Annotated in this window: 17 protein-coding genes; 13 read left to right on the top strand and 4 right to left on the bottom strand. The window is 58.9% G+C overall.

The window, feature by feature from the left end:
* Nucleotides 1-59 precede the first annotated feature (59 nt).
* A complete protein-coding gene (locus VJU77_15355; protein ID HKP04729.1) occupies nt 60-1,619 on the bottom strand; it encodes an exosortase/archaeosortase family protein in 1,560 nt (519 codons plus the stop codon).
* Between the two features lie 160 nt (nt 1,620-1,779).
* On the opposite strand from VJU77_15355, the gene VJU77_15350 reads away from it, so the two are divergent.
* The 9 genes from VJU77_15350 (at nt 1,780) to VJU77_15310 (ending at nt 8,304) form a co-directional block, all read left to right on the top strand.
* A complete protein-coding gene (locus VJU77_15350; GenBank protein ID HKP04728.1) occupies nt 1,780-3,489 on the top strand; it encodes a hypothetical protein in 1,710 nt (569 codons plus the stop codon).
* 89 nt (nt 3,490-3,578) lie between these two features.
* A complete protein-coding gene (locus tag VJU77_15345) occupies nt 3,579-4,448 on the top strand; it encodes a hypothetical protein (protein HKP04727.1) in 870 nt (289 codons plus the stop codon).
* A 370-nt stretch (nt 4,449-4,818) separates the two neighbouring features.
* Entirely contained in the window at nt 4,819-5,274 is a 456-nt protein-coding gene (locus tag VJU77_15340; protein HKP04726.1) for a hypothetical protein, read from the top strand.
* Between the two features lie 137 nt (nt 5,275-5,411).
* Complete coding sequence (locus VJU77_15335; GenBank protein ID HKP04725.1) at nt 5,412-5,861, top strand: hypothetical protein; 450 nt, start codon at nt 5,412-5,414, stop codon at nt 5,859-5,861.
* Nucleotides 5,862-6,020: 159 nt separating this feature from the next.
* Nucleotides 6,021-6,383, top strand: a complete 363-nt coding sequence (locus VJU77_15330) for a hypothetical protein (GenBank protein HKP04724.1) — start codon at nt 6,021-6,023, stop codon at nt 6,381-6,383.
* Nucleotides 6,384-6,540: 157 nt separating this feature from the next.
* Entirely contained in the window at nt 6,541-6,771 is a 231-nt protein-coding gene (locus tag VJU77_15325; GenBank protein ID HKP04723.1) for a hypothetical protein, read from the top strand.
* A gap of 428 nt (nt 6,772-7,199) precedes the next feature.
* On the top strand, nt 7,200-7,430 hold the full coding sequence (locus VJU77_15320; protein ID HKP04722.1) for a hypothetical protein: 231 nt from the start codon (nt 7,200-7,202) through the stop codon (nt 7,428-7,430).
* 120 nt (nt 7,431-7,550) lie between these two features.
* The gene (locus VJU77_15315) at nt 7,551-7,802 is read left to right on the top strand and encodes a hypothetical protein (protein HKP04721.1); all 252 of its coding nucleotides are present in this window, start codon (nt 7,551-7,553) and stop codon (nt 7,800-7,802) included.
* Nucleotides 7,803-7,941: 139 nt separating this feature from the next.
* Nucleotides 7,942-8,304, top strand: a complete 363-nt coding sequence (locus VJU77_15310; protein HKP04720.1) for a DUF1801 domain-containing protein — start codon at nt 7,942-7,944, stop codon at nt 8,302-8,304.
* A gap of 80 nt (nt 8,305-8,384) precedes the next feature.
* Here the strand turns inward: VJU77_15310 and VJU77_15305 are convergent, their stop codons facing one another.
* On the bottom strand, nt 8,385-9,128 hold the full coding sequence (locus VJU77_15305; GenBank protein ID HKP04719.1) for a hypothetical protein: 744 nt from the start codon (nt 9,126-9,128) through the stop codon (nt 8,385-8,387).
* Nucleotides 9,129-9,534: 406 nt separating this feature from the next.
* Here VJU77_15305 and VJU77_15300 point away from each other — a divergent pair, with 406 nt between their 5' ends.
* Nucleotides 9,535-10,035 carry a hypothetical protein gene (locus VJU77_15300; GenBank protein HKP04718.1) on the top strand — a complete coding sequence of 167 codons (501 nt, stop codon included), beginning with the start codon at nt 9,535-9,537 and terminating at the stop codon, nt 10,033-10,035.
* A 293-nt stretch (nt 10,036-10,328) separates the two neighbouring features.
* Here VJU77_15300 and hflC read toward each other — a convergent pair whose 3' ends face one another.
* Both hflC and hflK read right to left on the bottom strand, forming a co-directional pair.
* Nucleotides 10,329-11,339, bottom strand: a complete 1,011-nt coding sequence (hflC, locus tag VJU77_15295; GenBank protein HKP04717.1) for a protease modulator HflC — start codon at nt 11,337-11,339, stop codon at nt 10,329-10,331.
* Complete coding sequence (gene hflK / locus VJU77_15290; protein HKP04716.1) at nt 11,336-12,316, bottom strand: FtsH protease activity modulator HflK; 981 nt, start codon at nt 12,314-12,316, stop codon at nt 11,336-11,338. The genes hflC and hflK overlap by 4 nt, the downstream gene beginning before the upstream one ends.
* A gap of 168 nt (nt 12,317-12,484) precedes the next feature.
* Here hflK and VJU77_15285 point away from each other — a divergent pair, with 168 nt between their 5' ends.
* From VJU77_15285 to VJU77_15275, 3 genes are all read left to right on the top strand, one after another.
* Nucleotides 12,485-12,730 carry a hypothetical protein gene (locus tag VJU77_15285; GenBank protein ID HKP04715.1) on the top strand — a complete coding sequence of 82 codons (246 nt, stop codon included), beginning with the start codon at nt 12,485-12,487 and terminating at the stop codon, nt 12,728-12,730.
* Nucleotides 12,731-12,857: 127 nt separating this feature from the next.
* Entirely contained in the window at nt 12,858-13,196 is a 339-nt protein-coding gene (locus VJU77_15280; GenBank protein HKP04714.1) for a hypothetical protein, read from the top strand.
* Complete coding sequence (locus VJU77_15275) at nt 13,196-14,104, top strand: ornithine cyclodeaminase family protein (protein ID HKP04713.1); 909 nt, start codon at nt 13,196-13,198, stop codon at nt 14,102-14,104. Before VJU77_15280 ends, VJU77_15275 begins: the two co-directional genes overlap by 1 nt.
* Nucleotides 14,105-14,167: the final 63 nt, after the last annotated feature.

Raw genomic sequence — 14,167 nt, 5'->3', positions numbered from 1 at the left:
TACGGCGAGTTTCGAAATTGGCCGACCCAGCACGCCGACCGAGCGGCGTGGCTACAGCGCTAGCCCGGCTTTACGATCTGGCGCAGTTGCTCCACCGCGGCTTCCTCGGCTTTCGTTTCGTCGCTGTAGCCCCACGCGACGATCTCCAGCATTTGGGTTCCGACGTCGCGCTTTCCGCGTTTCACGGCTTCGAGCCGGCCGGAGGCGGTCCAGTTTTCCTCATTCAACGTCTCGGGATTCGGCGGCGTGCCGTCCCAATAGCAATAAAAAACGTGGAGCGGCCGTCCGCCGTTCTCGAACGCGTAAGAGCGGATCGGCAAGGGAACGCCGTTGACGGTCAGCAATTTGTTTCCCACCGAGCCGCGCAATTTCATTCCGCTCGCCGGCAGGCAAATATCCGGGCGATGGTTCTTGATGAACAAACCAGCCGTGCGGCCGGGGAGCCATTTGAAGAAATACATGCTCCAATTATGGCCATCGGGTCCGGTCCAATCGCCACCGCCCCCTTCATTGTAACGGAGGAGTTCCTGGGCGCTCTCGGCGACCGGGACTTGTTTCCAATTCGTGGCTTGCGTCGGCCAGGCGATCGTCCATGGGGCAAGCTGGGCCATGCGGGCTTCGTTGACCCGATACCAGATTTCGGTGCCGGCTTCGGCGAAGAGGGTGAGAACAAGGAGCGAAACTAGAACGACACGCGACACCCGGAAGGCCGGGCTCGACCACGCCGCCGGCGCGGAGGGCACCTGAGTTTTCCCGCGCAGCAGAAAAGTCAGGCCCCAAAGCCCGAGCAGACAGATCATCAAAATCGTGTGGCCCGCCGGATCGTGCCAGCTCTTGATCGCCCCGATCCCCCGCTCCGCGCCGAGCCAGACAAGAAGAAAGGTGCGGATGAGGTTGCAGAAGAAAGCGAGGAAGGCGCCAGCGATGATCAGCGCGATGCGGCGCAGCGGCGAGAAATCGTAAAATTCTCCCAGGAACAGCGAGACCATGAAGGTCGCCTGCAAGGAGCGGATGCCGGTGCAGGCTTCGTCGATGCCGACAAAGCCGGAGCCGACTTCAATGACGTTGCCCAATTGCACCGCCGGGGTTCCGATCGCGTTCAGGAATTCGACATTGATGAGCGCGTCGGCGCGCATCAGGCCCTGAATGACCAGCTGTTCGAGACCGGTCGGCCACGGAACTGCGACAAAAAAGAAGAGAATGGGAAAAGCGAAGTGCCGCACCCAGCGCATTCCACCCGCGAGATACACGCCGGCGGCGGAGATGATCGCGGCGCAAATCGCCATCGACCAACTGAGCAGACGCCAGTCCGGATTCGCCTCCTGGATGAGACGGATCGGAGCCAGGAGCAACGCCATGAAAATGATGATTGCCCCGAAGAGGACCGTGGCTCGCGGGGCCGATGGGGCCGGCGCGGTTTCCCAGCGCCGCCAAAAAACATACGCCGCCAGCAGCGGAACCGCCCAGCCGTAGCCGTATTGCGGATTGATCGACCACTCGAAACGGAGCCGCGAAGCCAGCTCGAGCCAGACCAGGCCGAAAATGGCCACGGCGATCCAATCGATCGTCCGCGGAATCTTCGCGGTTTTGGGCAGCTCCTGAGTAACGACGGCGTTCATGCTGGATTGCGGCCCCCGATTCAGCAGGATACGAGCCGGGACCCGCTCCGCCAAAGTCGTGGCTCGCCGGCTGCTTCGGAGGCAATTTCTGGTTTCATTTCACTTCGCCGGCCCGCGGGCACGTTGACATTGAGGCCGGCCATAGAAAGCTTCTTCAACTTTGGAACATCCTCACGACAAAATCGAGCGCTCGATCATCAAGATGATCGCCTGGACCGTTGGGCTGATCGTCCTTTTGTCGGTCGGCGGCGTGGTGGCTTACAAACAGTTTCGCGCCTGGCAGCAGCGTCGCCTGATCGCGGAAGCCAACGCTCTCGTCAACGAGGGCGATTACCGGCGCGCCAGTCTCGATGCCCGGCGCCTGCTTCAGATCAATCCGGAGAGCGCCGAGGGATGTCGAATCATGGCGCGACTCAGCGAGAAAGCCGGGTTGCGCTCCGCCCTGGAGTGGCGCCGCCGCGTCATGGAGCTGGGCCAGGCGACACCGAACGACCTGATCCTTCTCGCGCGCGCGGCGGTCCGCTTCGACGAGCGGTCGACGGCCGACGTGGCGATGTCCAAGTTGCCGGAGAGCGCGAAGAATACCGCGGATTATCACGCCTTGCTGGCAGACATCGCTCTCGCCCAACGCGACGGCGTCGAGATGGAAAAGCAGCTCAGCGAAGCGAACCGGCTCGATCCCGCGAACAAGGATTACCTCATGCGCCTGGCCTCTTTGCGCCTCGGGGCGAACGACCCGGCGATTCGCTCCAAGGGGAGAGAGACTCTGAAGGCGATGCAGGATGATCCGGCCACCCGCCGGGAAGCCACCCGCTACCTGGCGGAAGACGAGTTGCGCCAGGGCAACGCTCTGGACGCTCTCGAACTCGCCCGGCAACTGGACAGTTTCCCCGGAAAAACGTTTAACGATCGCCTCCTTCTGCTCAGCGCCCTCCAGGCCACCCTCGACTCGGGATTCCGCCCGTTCCTCGCCGAGATGCAAACCTCCTCGATGGAAGAACCCGAGCGCGTCGGCACCCTGATTTCGTGGATGAACACCCACAAAATGTCCGCGGAAGCGGTCGCCTGGAGCGCGAAACTGCCGCCGGGCCTCATCGGTTCGAAGCTGGTCCAGATCGCGCTCGCGGATGCGCTGGTCACGGAAAAGGACTGGCGCGGTTTGCAGCGCCTCACCAATTCCGGCAACTGGGGCACGGTGGATTTTCTCCGCAACGCTCTCGCCGCCCGCGCGTTCCGGGAACAGGGCAACACGATCGATTCCAACGCCCAGTGGGCTGAGTCCATGAAAAAGGTCGCGGCCGATTCGCGCCACATCATGATGCTGGCGGAGACCGTCGAAAAATGGGGATGGCGCAGTGAAGCGATCGAGCTGCTCTGGCTCATCACCAAGGACCCGATCAAGGGCGACGAAGCGTTGCGCACGCTCTCCCAGTATTTCGCCAAAAAAGCGGACACGGAGAACCTCTATCGCGTCATGCTCCACAACCTTGAGATGCACCCCGACGACAAGAACGTGCAGAATAATTTCGCGCAACTGGCGCTCCTCCTGGGCTTGAACGCCGAGCGCGGCCAAAAAATCGCGCGCGAGGTTTACGAAAAGGATCCCAAGAATGCCGCCTACGCTTCGACTTATGCCTTTGCTTTGCACACCCAGGGCGACTCGAAGAAAGCACTCAAAGTGCTCAATACCCTGACGGATGAGCAGCTTCACCAGCCGGAGATCGCCGCTTATTACGGCGTCATCCTGGTGGGGGCGGGCGAAGCCGCACGCGCCCCGGAATTTCTCGATCTCGGTGAGAAAGCGCCCAATCTTCTGCCCCAGGAAAAAGCCCTGATCGAAAAGGCGCGCCGTTCGCTGGCGCAACCCTAAAAGTTGGGCCATATTACGCCCGCACACATCTCGCGGGCCGATTCAGATTAGGCAACCTCGCTTGTTCTATGGCCCGGCGCAGCTCTCCGATGAAACCCGGAACTTTCACTCACACTATTGCAGTTTTGCTGTCGTCGATTTCGGCGCTCTTCACCCATAGCGCGCCGGCCGCGGTGCCTTCGACGAAAGTGAAGCTGAGCAAAAAATCGAGCAAGCCGCAGGATGACAACTCGGCCAGGCTCGACCCGATCTCCTTCACGCCGGCGGTGAGCGCCGATCCTCCTCTTGCCCAACCGGCGGAGCGTTTCCCCTGGAAAAAGGAAATCGTCACGACGGTCTTCTGGATCGGAGAAAAACCGAGCGCGAACAATCCGGTCCCGAACCGCTCCAGCTCATGGGACGGGAACTGGACGAAGAACTACGGCGGGTTCGACGATCCCGAGAAATCGCACCGGCGCGACTTCATTCCGGCGAAGTTCACGCCGCGCCAGAACCCATTCTATTGCGCGCTGCCTTACAACGACAAATCCAGAGAGGGGCACAGGCCCGAAGCGCCGCGCGTTGTTCCGTGGTTCAGGGAGGCGTATCAAGGCCCGGGAGTTTCCACCTGCAAAGGCCGATGGATCGCGATCCGGAAAGGGAACAAAGTCGCCTACGCGCAGTGGGAAGACGCCGGCCCGTTTCGGACCGACCACTGGCAATACGTCTTCGGGAACGAACGGCCCAAGCCGAATTTGAACAAGGGCGCCGGCCTCGACGTTTCACCTGCGGTCCGGGATTACCTCGGGATGGAAGAGACCGACGTGACCGACTGGAAATTCGTCGAGTTCAGCGAAGTGCCGCACGGCCCGTGGTCGAAGCTCGGCGACAACAACACCTTTGTTATCAACGCCCGCAAAGCCGAGACCGCCGTCGTTTCCGCGAATCCGACGCCGGGCGGCGTGATTGTGCATCCGTAATCAGGCGCCCAATGCCGTGATCTCAGCGGAAAGGTCCTTTCCAGCTGATCTCGTCAGTGCCTGACCAGCCATCCACGAAGGTGTTTGGCGACCATTGTTTTGCTCGCCACCGGAAGTTTCTGCGCCCATTGCCGTTGACCCGGACGCGGTAGCTGCGCGCTCCAGGAAAAGGAAGATCGACCAGTTCAACCTTGAGCCGGTTCCCGGTTTGGTGATTAATCAGGGACAGAGTATAGTGCGGCGAATCCAGGGAGGGACATTCCCCCCTTCTTCGCGGCCCGACCCTCAAATGAACAGCCCCGAAGACAGTTTCCCAACCTCGACGAAACCCCACGTGCACGTGCACGTGTTTTCGTCTAATTCTCGTTAGATGCTGGCGCGTTTTCTTGTCTTCTTTGCATCCGTTGCGATTGCCAAGGCGGCAGATGATCTGCCCGGCCACGTAACGATTCTGCCGACATCAGAAGGGCCGAAGATCATCAAGCAGTGTTCTCGCACCGACCCTGCAGAAGTGACCGGCTTCTGGCTGCCATTGCCTGCCGATGTTGCAGCATCTGAGAAGACTTTGCCTCAGCTGCTCCGTAAAAGCGGGCACACGATTAATCTCGGCCATTCATACAGACAGTACATAGGCATCGTGTCACACGGAAAGAAGCTCATCTATGTAAATGCATTTTCCGAGACTGTGTTAGTTCATCCGCCTTTGCGTAGGAGTTGGAAGAGAGAGGCCATGGTCATATGTGATGGTGGCGATGTGTTCTGGGGGGTAGAGTTCGATCCAGCGACGAGAGTGTTTACTCATCTTGAATTCAACGGAAGCATCTAACCAGACGGTGCCGTTTCGACAGGCTCAAGGCCCTGAGCAAGCCGAAGGGGAGCGAACGGCGACTCGTCTTGTCTCCACGCTCGCTCTCGGTCGCCGTTGCTCATCTTGTTCTCGTTAGGCCTACGAAAACGCTTATCATGAAAATCACGATTGTTCTTTGTTGTGTAGCGATGTCTTGTGCATTTGCGCACCCACCCGAACGGCTGGTCGAGGGCCATGGCGACAAGGCGGCCCAGGCGCTCGATCGAGCGCTCAAGCCTATAACCGCGAAAGCCAAAGCCACTTTTCCCCAAGCGAAGAAACGATTTCTTGCCGGTCTGCCAGCGGGAGAGAAATTCTACGTCCTGACCCGTCTCTATGGAGACCACGGCGCGAGGACCGAGGACGTATATGTCGTGGTGCGCGAGATTGCCGGGGGAGAAATCCGCGGCGTTATCGACAGCGACGTGCTCCTCGTGAAAGCATATAGGAAAGGACAGCTTCTCGCTTTTCCCGAAGCGCGATTGATCGATTGGTCGATTTTGCACACGACCGGTGTCGAAGAAGGCAATCTGGTTGGGAAGTACTTCGACAGTCACCACAAATAGGCCTAACCAAGCGATGCCGTTTCAACAGACGCAAGGCCCTGAGCAAGCCGAAGGGGACCGAACGGCTGGCAGCTTTGATTCCTGACCTTCCATGAAATTCCACCCTCAACCCGCAGCCACGCGCTCTCCCGCCAGCCGTCCTCATCTGGTTCTCGTTAGATGACTCGCGCACTCCTCGTCGTGCTGACAACTCTCGTAGCTGCCTCGATGTTCGCGGCAGGCTCGAAGTTGTTTCCGTTTAAGTCCGTCGTCCGACGGGGGGACGCGATCGAAGCCACGCTTCCTGCGGATGCGCATTGGCTCGTCGAATCACCTCCTGCAGAGCCCCGGCTCGCCAAGCCACATGAGATCTTCAGACTCTCCGCGGGTGAGTCGCTCCGACTAGTCGAGCGGCATTCGAGCTATCGCATCACCGCGCACATCTCGAAGGAATCATCCGGTCTCATGGTCGAGAACACGATCGACGCGCATTCATTCGGCGGCAGCACCAAACTAAAAACATATTTTATTCGAGCGCGATGAGCATTGCAGCCCAGTCATCCGACCAAGCGATGCAGCGAACGCCTGCCAGTCGCTCGCTCCACTTTTTACATGACTAACCCATTCCACCTCCGATCAACGCTCGCTCTCAGTAGGCGTCGCTGCTCTTGTTCTCGTTAGATGCTGTGATGCCACGCAAATGAATTCGCATTGGCTCACCATCGCACTACGCATCATCGGAGCGATTTTCCTCGCCATCGGTGCTGTCAAATTCTTGTCCACCTTGTCGTTCCACACGGAGGAGGAGATTACGCCTACGGGAGTGAGCATCGATCACATGGTAGGCTTCGGGCACATTTCGCTTGTTCCATTTCTGATCGGGGTCGCGCTTATCGCTTGCAGTTTCATGATTTCACGCAAGAGAGTTTGACCCGCTCGGATCTAACCAGCCGATGAAGCTAACGTCCACCGCGCGGATGAGTTCAGGGGGCTTTTGCAGAGCTAGTTTACTCTCCTTGCTGCACCGCTCCGCCTCCAGTGGCCGCAGCTTATCTTTTTCTCGTTAGACGTGAACGCAGACGAGGCGATTGACCGCGCGATCAGGTTATTGCCGGTGAACAATATTTTTCGTGATGGGCGAGCAGACATCCCGGTGGTATTCCTGCTTCGCGCGGCGGATTGGCGACCGCTGAAAGCGCCTTGGTGGCGAGGCAAAGAAGTCTCTATTGTTGGCGCCGACTTCAGTGGAAATTTCTTTTTGCGGCATTGTGATGGCACGATTCGCTATTGGGATCACCGAGCGGAGGCCGAGAGAGTAATTGCCCGAAGTGTCCGCGAGTTTGTCGCACGCCTGGTCGAGTGAGAACGTCTAACCAGTCGCTGGAGCGAACGCCGACCTACATTTATCTCGTGAGCATGGTTCTCGCGTTGCCGACCACGTGGATGCTCGTTGGTGTATCGGGGCACGATGTTCCCGGGATGATCTCGATGATTGTGATGGTCGTTTGTATCTTCGCCTGGCTGGCCCTCCTCTCCTGGATTAGGCGGCGCATCATTCGCCGCAAACAACATGGCACGCCAACCATCTAACCATGCGGTGGAGCGAACCGCCTCCCGCTGTGCATCTTCGATCTTTGAAACAAAGACCCGTTCACTGCGATTCACGCTCGCTCTCGGCGGCGGTCGCTCATCTTTTTCTCGTTAGACGTAATGAGCAGCGCTAAAATCCACCGTTGCCATGTTTGCGGAGCGCAGCCCTCCACGCATGTCGTCGAACTCGAGGTAGATGGTAAACGATTCAAGTCTCCGCAGCATTTCGTCTTCGCCTACCGCGAGCCACACAAGCCGCTCGGTCTATGCAATCTTTGTTTCGAGGCTGGACGGTTCGATGGCTTCTCGGTCGAGGAGATCGCTTACTTTCACGAAGAGTTCGTTAAACAAGATGAATCGCCAAACGTCTAACCATGCGATGCCATTTTCGACCAGCTCAAGGCCCGGAGCTCGCCGAAGGGGAGCGAACGGCGGGGTGATGGAGTGATAGTGATTGGTGACTAGTGATTGGTGAATGGTGTAGAGGATGGAGCAGTGGAGGAATGGAACAATGAAGACCGCTAATCCAGGCCCGAGAGGCGTTGACGAATACATCGCGGGGTTCCCGGCTGAGATCCGGGAGCGGTTGGAAAAGGTGAGAGAGGCAATTCGCAAAGCGGCGCCGGCCGCGGAGGAAAGGATCAGCTATCAAATGCCGGCGTTTTTTTTGAACGGGGTCCTCGTCTATTTTGCGGCCTTCAAGAAGCACATCGGTTTTTATCCGAGAAATACGGCCATTCGAAAGTTCAAGAAGGAGCTGGCTCCCTTTACGGGGGCAAAATGCACGGTGCGATTTCCGTTCGATAAGCCGATCCCGATTGGATTGATCGGCAGGATTGTGAAGTTCAGGGTGAGGGAGAATTTGAAGGGGTAGCGAGAGCGGCGACCGCTGCGCTTGCTGCGCGCACCACCTGGCAAGGGGAGCGCTTGCCCTCCAAAAAAGAATTGCCCGCCTTACTCGAAGCGGAAGGAGCGCAAAATATCGGCGCTCTCGCCTTTGACGCCGAGATCGTCGGCGCTTTTGACGTCGCGACCGAGAGAGGTGCCGAGAAGGAGAATGGTGACGCCATTCTTTTTCCCGGAAGGATGGACGACGATGGTCTTGCCCCAGATCTGGGTTTTGCCGGGATCGTTGAAGTCCGCTTGGAATAATGCGGCGCGGCTTTTTATTCCGGCGACGGTTTCCGGCATGCGCTTGAGCTCCCGGTAGTTGTGAAAACTCCCGCCGAGCTGCTTCCCGAGGTCGTCGAGCAACGTGTCGTAGAGGGCGTCGCTCTGCCTATCCGGCGGGTTAAACCAGGCGTAGCCGACGGCGAAATTCTCCGCCGTGTTCCCCTTCCCTGCCCCGGTGTATTTCTCGACCTTGACGAAGTTAATGTTCGACTGCGGTTGAACCTCGAAGCTCTTGGGATAATCGAAACTGAAAGCGACAAAGTTCGCTTGCAGGCTCTCGGGCAAACTGGATTTCACGTTCGTATACGTCTTCCACCCGGCCTTCGGCGATCTGGTCTCGTTGTCACCGCTGGTGGTTGGAGTGGTGGGAGCGGTCTCCTTCTCGTCGATCGATTTGAGGGCGGACTTAAAGTCGGTTTTGAATTCAGAGACTTTTTGTTTTGCGCGGTAGGTAGCCATCGTCACGACGACGATCGCGATGATGATGAGGGTGAGGCATCCGCAGCCACCGAGGAGCCAGGGCATGGGACTTCTTTTTGGGGGCTGACCGGGCGGCGGCGTGTAGATGGGCGGTCGCGGCGGCGGCGGGGTTGAGGAAAGCGGAGGGCTCGGAGGCACGGGCGACGGGGGCGGCGGGGGAGCCGGCGGGGGAACCGGCGGAGGCGGCGCGGGAGGAACGGGAGGTTCAGGGGAAGCGGGTGGCGGCGTAAACGGCGGCGGCGGTGGCGGGGGTGGCGTGGAATCGCCCGGAGTTGGGAGATTTGGCTCGGAAGGATTCGCGGGTTCGGTCATGGCCAATGGGATACGACGCGAGGCCGATCTTGTCAGGCAGGCGCGAAACCGTCAAGGTATCGAAAAGGCGTCCGCAGACCGCGGACGTTTGCGAACCTTAACCAACACACCGCTCACTCTCCTCAGACCAAGCAACCTCATGAAAAGTTATTTCTTCAAATCTCTCGCGCTCATTTTTGTTTTGGGCGTCGCGGCTTCGCCAACTACGAGCAGCGCCCGGTCGATGGCGGACATTCCCGGCATGCCGATCGCCGGGTTACGGGTGTATATGCCGGCGGAAGCGTACGCGAAGCTGATCAGCGCGCCGGTCAAAGCGTGGGTTCTGGTGCGTGGCCAGATTATCAACAACCACGTTAGCGGGGCGCGCGTGTCCCACTCGGAGGCCAACGGCGTTTATGACAAGATCGCGATGCAAATGGCGAATAGCATGGAGGTTGCTTCGGACACCACCTCCAGTCGTCTTGCGAGTAACGTGAATATTTACGTTGTGATCTTTGGCTTGCCGGACGGAAGTGAAGACGCCTTCGCCCTTGCCCAAAATGACACGGTCGGCGCGGCCAACCTGATTTATGCGCGCTCGATCATGATGCGGCATTTGGGATTGGCGAACGGGGCGAAGCCGAAGTCGAAGAAGAAGTAAGGAGGAAATCTCGAAATCCGAAATTAGAAGCTCGAAACAATGATCAAAGCTTCGAACTCGGAATGTTCGAGACTGTCGCGGCCGGTTTGTTTCGGCTTTCGAAATTGCCGTGCGGCGCCACGGAAAAACGGCGATTGCCAATCACCGCTCCTTGAAACTAATGCCCGCAGCTCGCGGCGATCGCCAATCGTTTTGCCCATTCGGTGATTTCCTAAAATTCGGGTTTGTTTCGGGTTTCGAAATTTGAATTTCGAATTTGGCGCCCGGCGATTGCAAATGGCCACTCCTTGATGCTAGCGCGTCGGCGCCAGCGGCGGCTGCGTCGTCGTTGGCTTGGCGCCGGCGCGCTTGAGCAGGCTGAACAAATCGCTGTCCGTGGCGAGAATGAGGGTCGATTCCTTCGTCAGAATCCGGCGATAGGTTTCCATGCTCTTGATGAAAGTGTAGAACTCCGCCGCCTGCGCGTTTTGGGTATAGGCCCGCGCATAAATCTCCGTCGCTTTCGCATCGGCTTCACCGCGGATTTCCTGCACTTTCCGATAGGCCGTGGACTGGATCTCATTCAGGTCGCGCTCCTTCTGGCCGGCGATGCGGGCCGCTTCCCCCTCGCCTTCGGAACGAAAACGCTGCGCAATCTGCCGGCGCTCGCTGATCATGCGCTGGTAAATCCGGTCGAGCACGTCCGGGTTGTAATTCACCCGGCGCAAACGCAGGTCGAGCAGCTCGACGCCAAATTCTTTCAATTTCACCGCTGCGGCCTTCTTGATTTCGTCCTCGATCTTTAACCGGCCGAAAGCGATCGGCGGCAGCACCCCGATCGTCCCCATTCCGACCGGGCCTGCTTTCAGGCTCTCGTCATGGAGCGGCTTGCGCTCCTTGTCCGTGCGCACGATCTCGATCAGGTCATGCTTCGCGATCGCGTTCCGCGTTTCGCTTCCCAGAATATCTTCGAGCCGCGATTGGGCGCTGCGTTCATCGCGCAACCGGACAAAGTAGGTCATCGGATCGGAAATCCGCCAGCGGCCGTAGGTGTCGACGTGGATGTAGGTTTTGTCCCGAGTGGGAATCGCCACCGGCAGGCCGTCCCATTCCAGGAAACGTTTGTCGATCCGGTTCACATCCTGAATCAGCGGGAGCTTAAGATGCAGCCCGGGCTCGGTAATCGGTTCGCCGATCGGCTTGCCGAACTGGGTGATGATCACCTGCTCGATTTGGTGGACGGTATAAAAACAGCCCAGCACAAGCCGGAACGCCAGGAACGCGCCGAAGATAATCGCCATCCAGAGACAACCGCGCTTGTTCATCTCACCTCCGGCGGTTTGGTTGAGAGGGGGAGAATCGGCAACAGCTGCTTCAGGGAATCGTCGATGATGATCTTTGGTCCCATCGAAGGGAGGACCTCGCCCATCGTCTCGAGGTAAAGACGCGTGCGCGTGATTTCAGGCGCTTTGATGTATTGCTGCAGGATCGCGTTGAACGAAGCAACGTCGCCTTCCGCTTCGTTGACGCGCTTGAAACGGTAACCTTCCGCGCCGCGAATGGTTTGGTCGGCCTGGCCGCGCGCTTTCGGCACCGCTTCGTTGTAATCGCCGTTGGCGACATTGATCGCATTTTCCCGGTCCTGCTGGGCGCGGTTCACTTCGTTGAAGGAGGCCTGCACTTCCCGGGGAGGATTCACGTTCTTCAGCTGCACCTGATCGACCCGGACCCCGAGCTTGTAGCGCGTGGCGAGCTCCTGCATCCGGGTCAGGGCGGAAATCTCGATATCCTGGCGGCCAATGGTGATGACTTCGTCGACCGTGCGGTCGCCGATGACTTCGCGCATCGAGGCCTCGGAGAGATCGCGCAGGGTCTGGCCGGGATTGCGGACATCGAACAGGTATTCCTTGGGATCAGCGATCCGGTATTGGACCACCCACTCGACCAGGGCCGCGTTCAAATCGCCGGTGACCATCGATTTTTCCTCCACCTGCTGCATGGTCGGCTGGTCGGGATTTGTGTAACCGGAAGTGTAAAATCCGAACTCGAGTTTCAACTGCCGCCGCGTGGGCAGCACCGTCACTTCATCGACGCCGAGCGGTATCTTGAAGTGCAGACCGGGCTCGACGGTCTTGAGGAACTTGCCAAAACGGAGCACCACCCCTTCCGATTCAGCCGGGACAGTATAATACGAAGTCCAGAGAACGATGAGCGCCGCGATGATCACCACGGCGACCCCGATCAGCCGCATCGGAGGCCGCGGCAGGTTCAGATTTATGACGGCGGGCGGTTGATTACTCATCGGGACGAAGAACGCCGGCTTCGGAGCGGCACGGCGATTTCCGGGAAAGCTAAACGGGCGGCAGCTACAAGCGAAGCGCAAAGTTGCCGATCGACGGAAAGGCCTGCCAAAACCGGATTTAAGAAACACTCGCCTTGCCGTCGAGATTCGAATAGGTTTTCAGACCCCATGAAGAGAACAACCGAAGAAGTCGCGACCACGATCGAAGGGTTCGTCAACGGGACCGGTCGGCAATGGGATTGGGACGGGTTCACTTCCATCCGGATTGACGATCCGGAGCTGGAAAAAATTCGCCAGCGCTGCATCGCGGTGCGGGACGAATTCCCGCCCCAAAATCCGGCCGATTACTGCAGTCCCGCCGGCATGGACGCCATGCGCAAGCTGGCGGAGGGACTCCAGGCCCGGACCACCTGAGCGGCGGCGCAAAACGAAGTTGTAGCGACGGCGCTGTGTCGGCGTTCGGTCGCGCAACCTGTTATGAAGCGTGCTCACGGCGACTGAGCGCCGTGGCCACAGCGCTCTCTCGCAATCAACCCGGGAAATGATGCGAGGACGAATCTATCGAACGGTCCGCGGAGGCGTGATTTTTTTGCCGGCTTTTCTTTTCCTCTGCGCGCTCGGGCTGCCGTTCATTCCGGGCGCCATGGGGTTGTTCACCACGGGCTCTGGGCCATGGTACCAACCGGTCACGGCGGCGCTTTTTTTCGCAGCCCTGGTTTACGGTTATCCCGTTAAACTTTTCTGCACCCGACTCGTGAGCGACGACATGTTTTTGTCGCCCGGCTATTACCTTGTGTTCGCGGTTTACACCGTGCTCTGGATGCTCCTCCTCCGGTCGGCCTTCCGGTTCTTCGAACAAGATGCTAAAAAGCCGGGCTGATGGATTACTTCGACGAAGATAAAGTCCGGCAGCTTCTCGGGATCGACGCGTTGATCTCGGCGATGCGTCAGGTCCTGGCCGAGTTCTCGGCGGGAAAGTGGCAACAACCTTTACGCGGTGTGCTCGCCCAGAATGGCGGCTTTTTCGGCGTGATGCCGGCGTCGGGTGAGTCGATGGGGATCAAGATGGTTACATTTTATCCCGGCAATACCGACCTGCCGACGCACATGGCGGTCATCGCGTTGTTCGATCCGAAAACGGGGGAACCGCTCGCGCTCATGGATGGGCGTTACATTACGGAGATGCGGACGGCAGCGGTGTCGGCCGTGGCGACGGATGCGCTGGCCGCATCGGATGCGAAAGTACTGACACTGCTCGGCGCAGGGGTGCAGGCCGGCGCGCATCTGGAGGTACTGCGGCATGTGCGGCCGTTCGAGGAAGTGCGGGTCTGGAATCATCACCGGGAGAAAGCCGAGGCGTTCGCGGCCGAGCATGGGATCAAGGCGATGGAAATCGAGGAGGCCGTCCGCGGGGCGCATGTCGTCGTCACAGCGACGAGTGCGCGCACACCGATCCTGAAAGGCGAATGGCTCAACCCGGGAACGCACGTCAATGCCGTCGGCGCGTCGCGGCCGGACTGGCGGGAATTGGATGATGACGCGATGAAGAATGTGCTGATCGTGGATTCGTACGAAGGCGCGCGAAAGGAATCCGGCGACGTGATTCTTTCCGGCGCGACGCCTTTCGCTGAATTGGGCGAAATTCTAAACGGAACGAAGCGGATCGAGCCGGGTGTGACAACGGTTTTCAAGTCGCTCGGGATGGCGGTAGAAGATGTGGCGGCGGCGAGATTGGTTTACGAAGCTGAGCAAGCTTCAAGGAGCGGCGGTTTGAAACCGCCGTCCTAACGTCGGATTAGCCGTAATCGGCGATTTCAAATCGCCGCTCCTTGAAGTCGCACGCGATTCTAC

The sequence above is a fragment of the Chthoniobacterales bacterium genome (assembly GCA_035274845.1).
In the GTDB taxonomy this organism is placed as follows: Bacteria; Verrucomicrobiota; Verrucomicrobiia; order Chthoniobacterales; family UBA10450; genus AV80.
Note: the sequence above shows the minus strand (reverse complement) of the source record. Positions and strands in the feature narration are given on the sequence as shown.

Bases quoted from the DNA above. Each gene is read 5' to 3' on its own strand.
- VJU77_15355 (HKP04729.1), bottom strand. From the start codon at position 1,619: ATGAACGCCGTCGTTACTCAGGAGCTGCCCAAAACCGCGAAGATTCCG.
- VJU77_15345 (HKP04727.1), top strand. From the start codon at position 3,579: ATGAAACCCGGAACTTTCACTCACACTATTGCAGTTTTGCTGTCGTCG.
- VJU77_15340 (HKP04726.1), top strand. From the start codon at position 4,819: ATGCTGGCGCGTTTTCTTGTCTTCTTTGCATCCGTTGCGATTGCCAAG.
- VJU77_15335 (HKP04725.1), top strand. From the start codon at position 5,412: ATGAAAATCACGATTGTTCTTTGTTGTGTAGCGATGTCTTGTGCATTT.
- VJU77_15330 (HKP04724.1), top strand. From the start codon at position 6,021: ATGACTCGCGCACTCCTCGTCGTGCTGACAACTCTCGTAGCTGCCTCG.
- VJU77_15325 (HKP04723.1), top strand. From the start codon at position 6,541: ATGAATTCGCATTGGCTCACCATCGCACTACGCATCATCGGAGCGATT.
- VJU77_15315 (HKP04721.1), top strand. From the start codon at position 7,551: ATGAGCAGCGCTAAAATCCACCGTTGCCATGTTTGCGGAGCGCAGCCC.
- VJU77_15310 (HKP04720.1), top strand. From the start codon at position 7,942: ATGAAGACCGCTAATCCAGGCCCGAGAGGCGTTGACGAATACATCGCG.
- VJU77_15305 (HKP04719.1), bottom strand. From the start codon at position 9,128: ATGCCCTGGCTCCTCGGTGGCTGCGGATGCCTCACCCTCATCATCATC.
- VJU77_15300 (HKP04718.1), top strand. From the start codon at position 9,535: ATGAAAAGTTATTTCTTCAAATCTCTCGCGCTCATTTTTGTTTTGGGC.
- hflC (HKP04717.1), bottom strand. From the start codon at position 11,339: ATGAACAAGCGCGGTTGTCTCTGGATGGCGATTATCTTCGGCGCGTTC.
- hflK (HKP04716.1), bottom strand. From the start codon at position 12,316: ATGAGTAATCAACCGCCCGCCGTCATAAATCTGAACCTGCCGCGGCCT.
- VJU77_15285 (HKP04715.1), top strand. From the start codon at position 12,485: ATGAAGAGAACAACCGAAGAAGTCGCGACCACGATCGAAGGGTTCGTC.
- VJU77_15280 (HKP04714.1), top strand. From the start codon at position 12,858: ATGATGCGAGGACGAATCTATCGAACGGTCCGCGGAGGCGTGATTTTT.
- VJU77_15275 (HKP04713.1), top strand. From the start codon at position 13,196: ATGGATTACTTCGACGAAGATAAAGTCCGGCAGCTTCTCGGGATCGAC.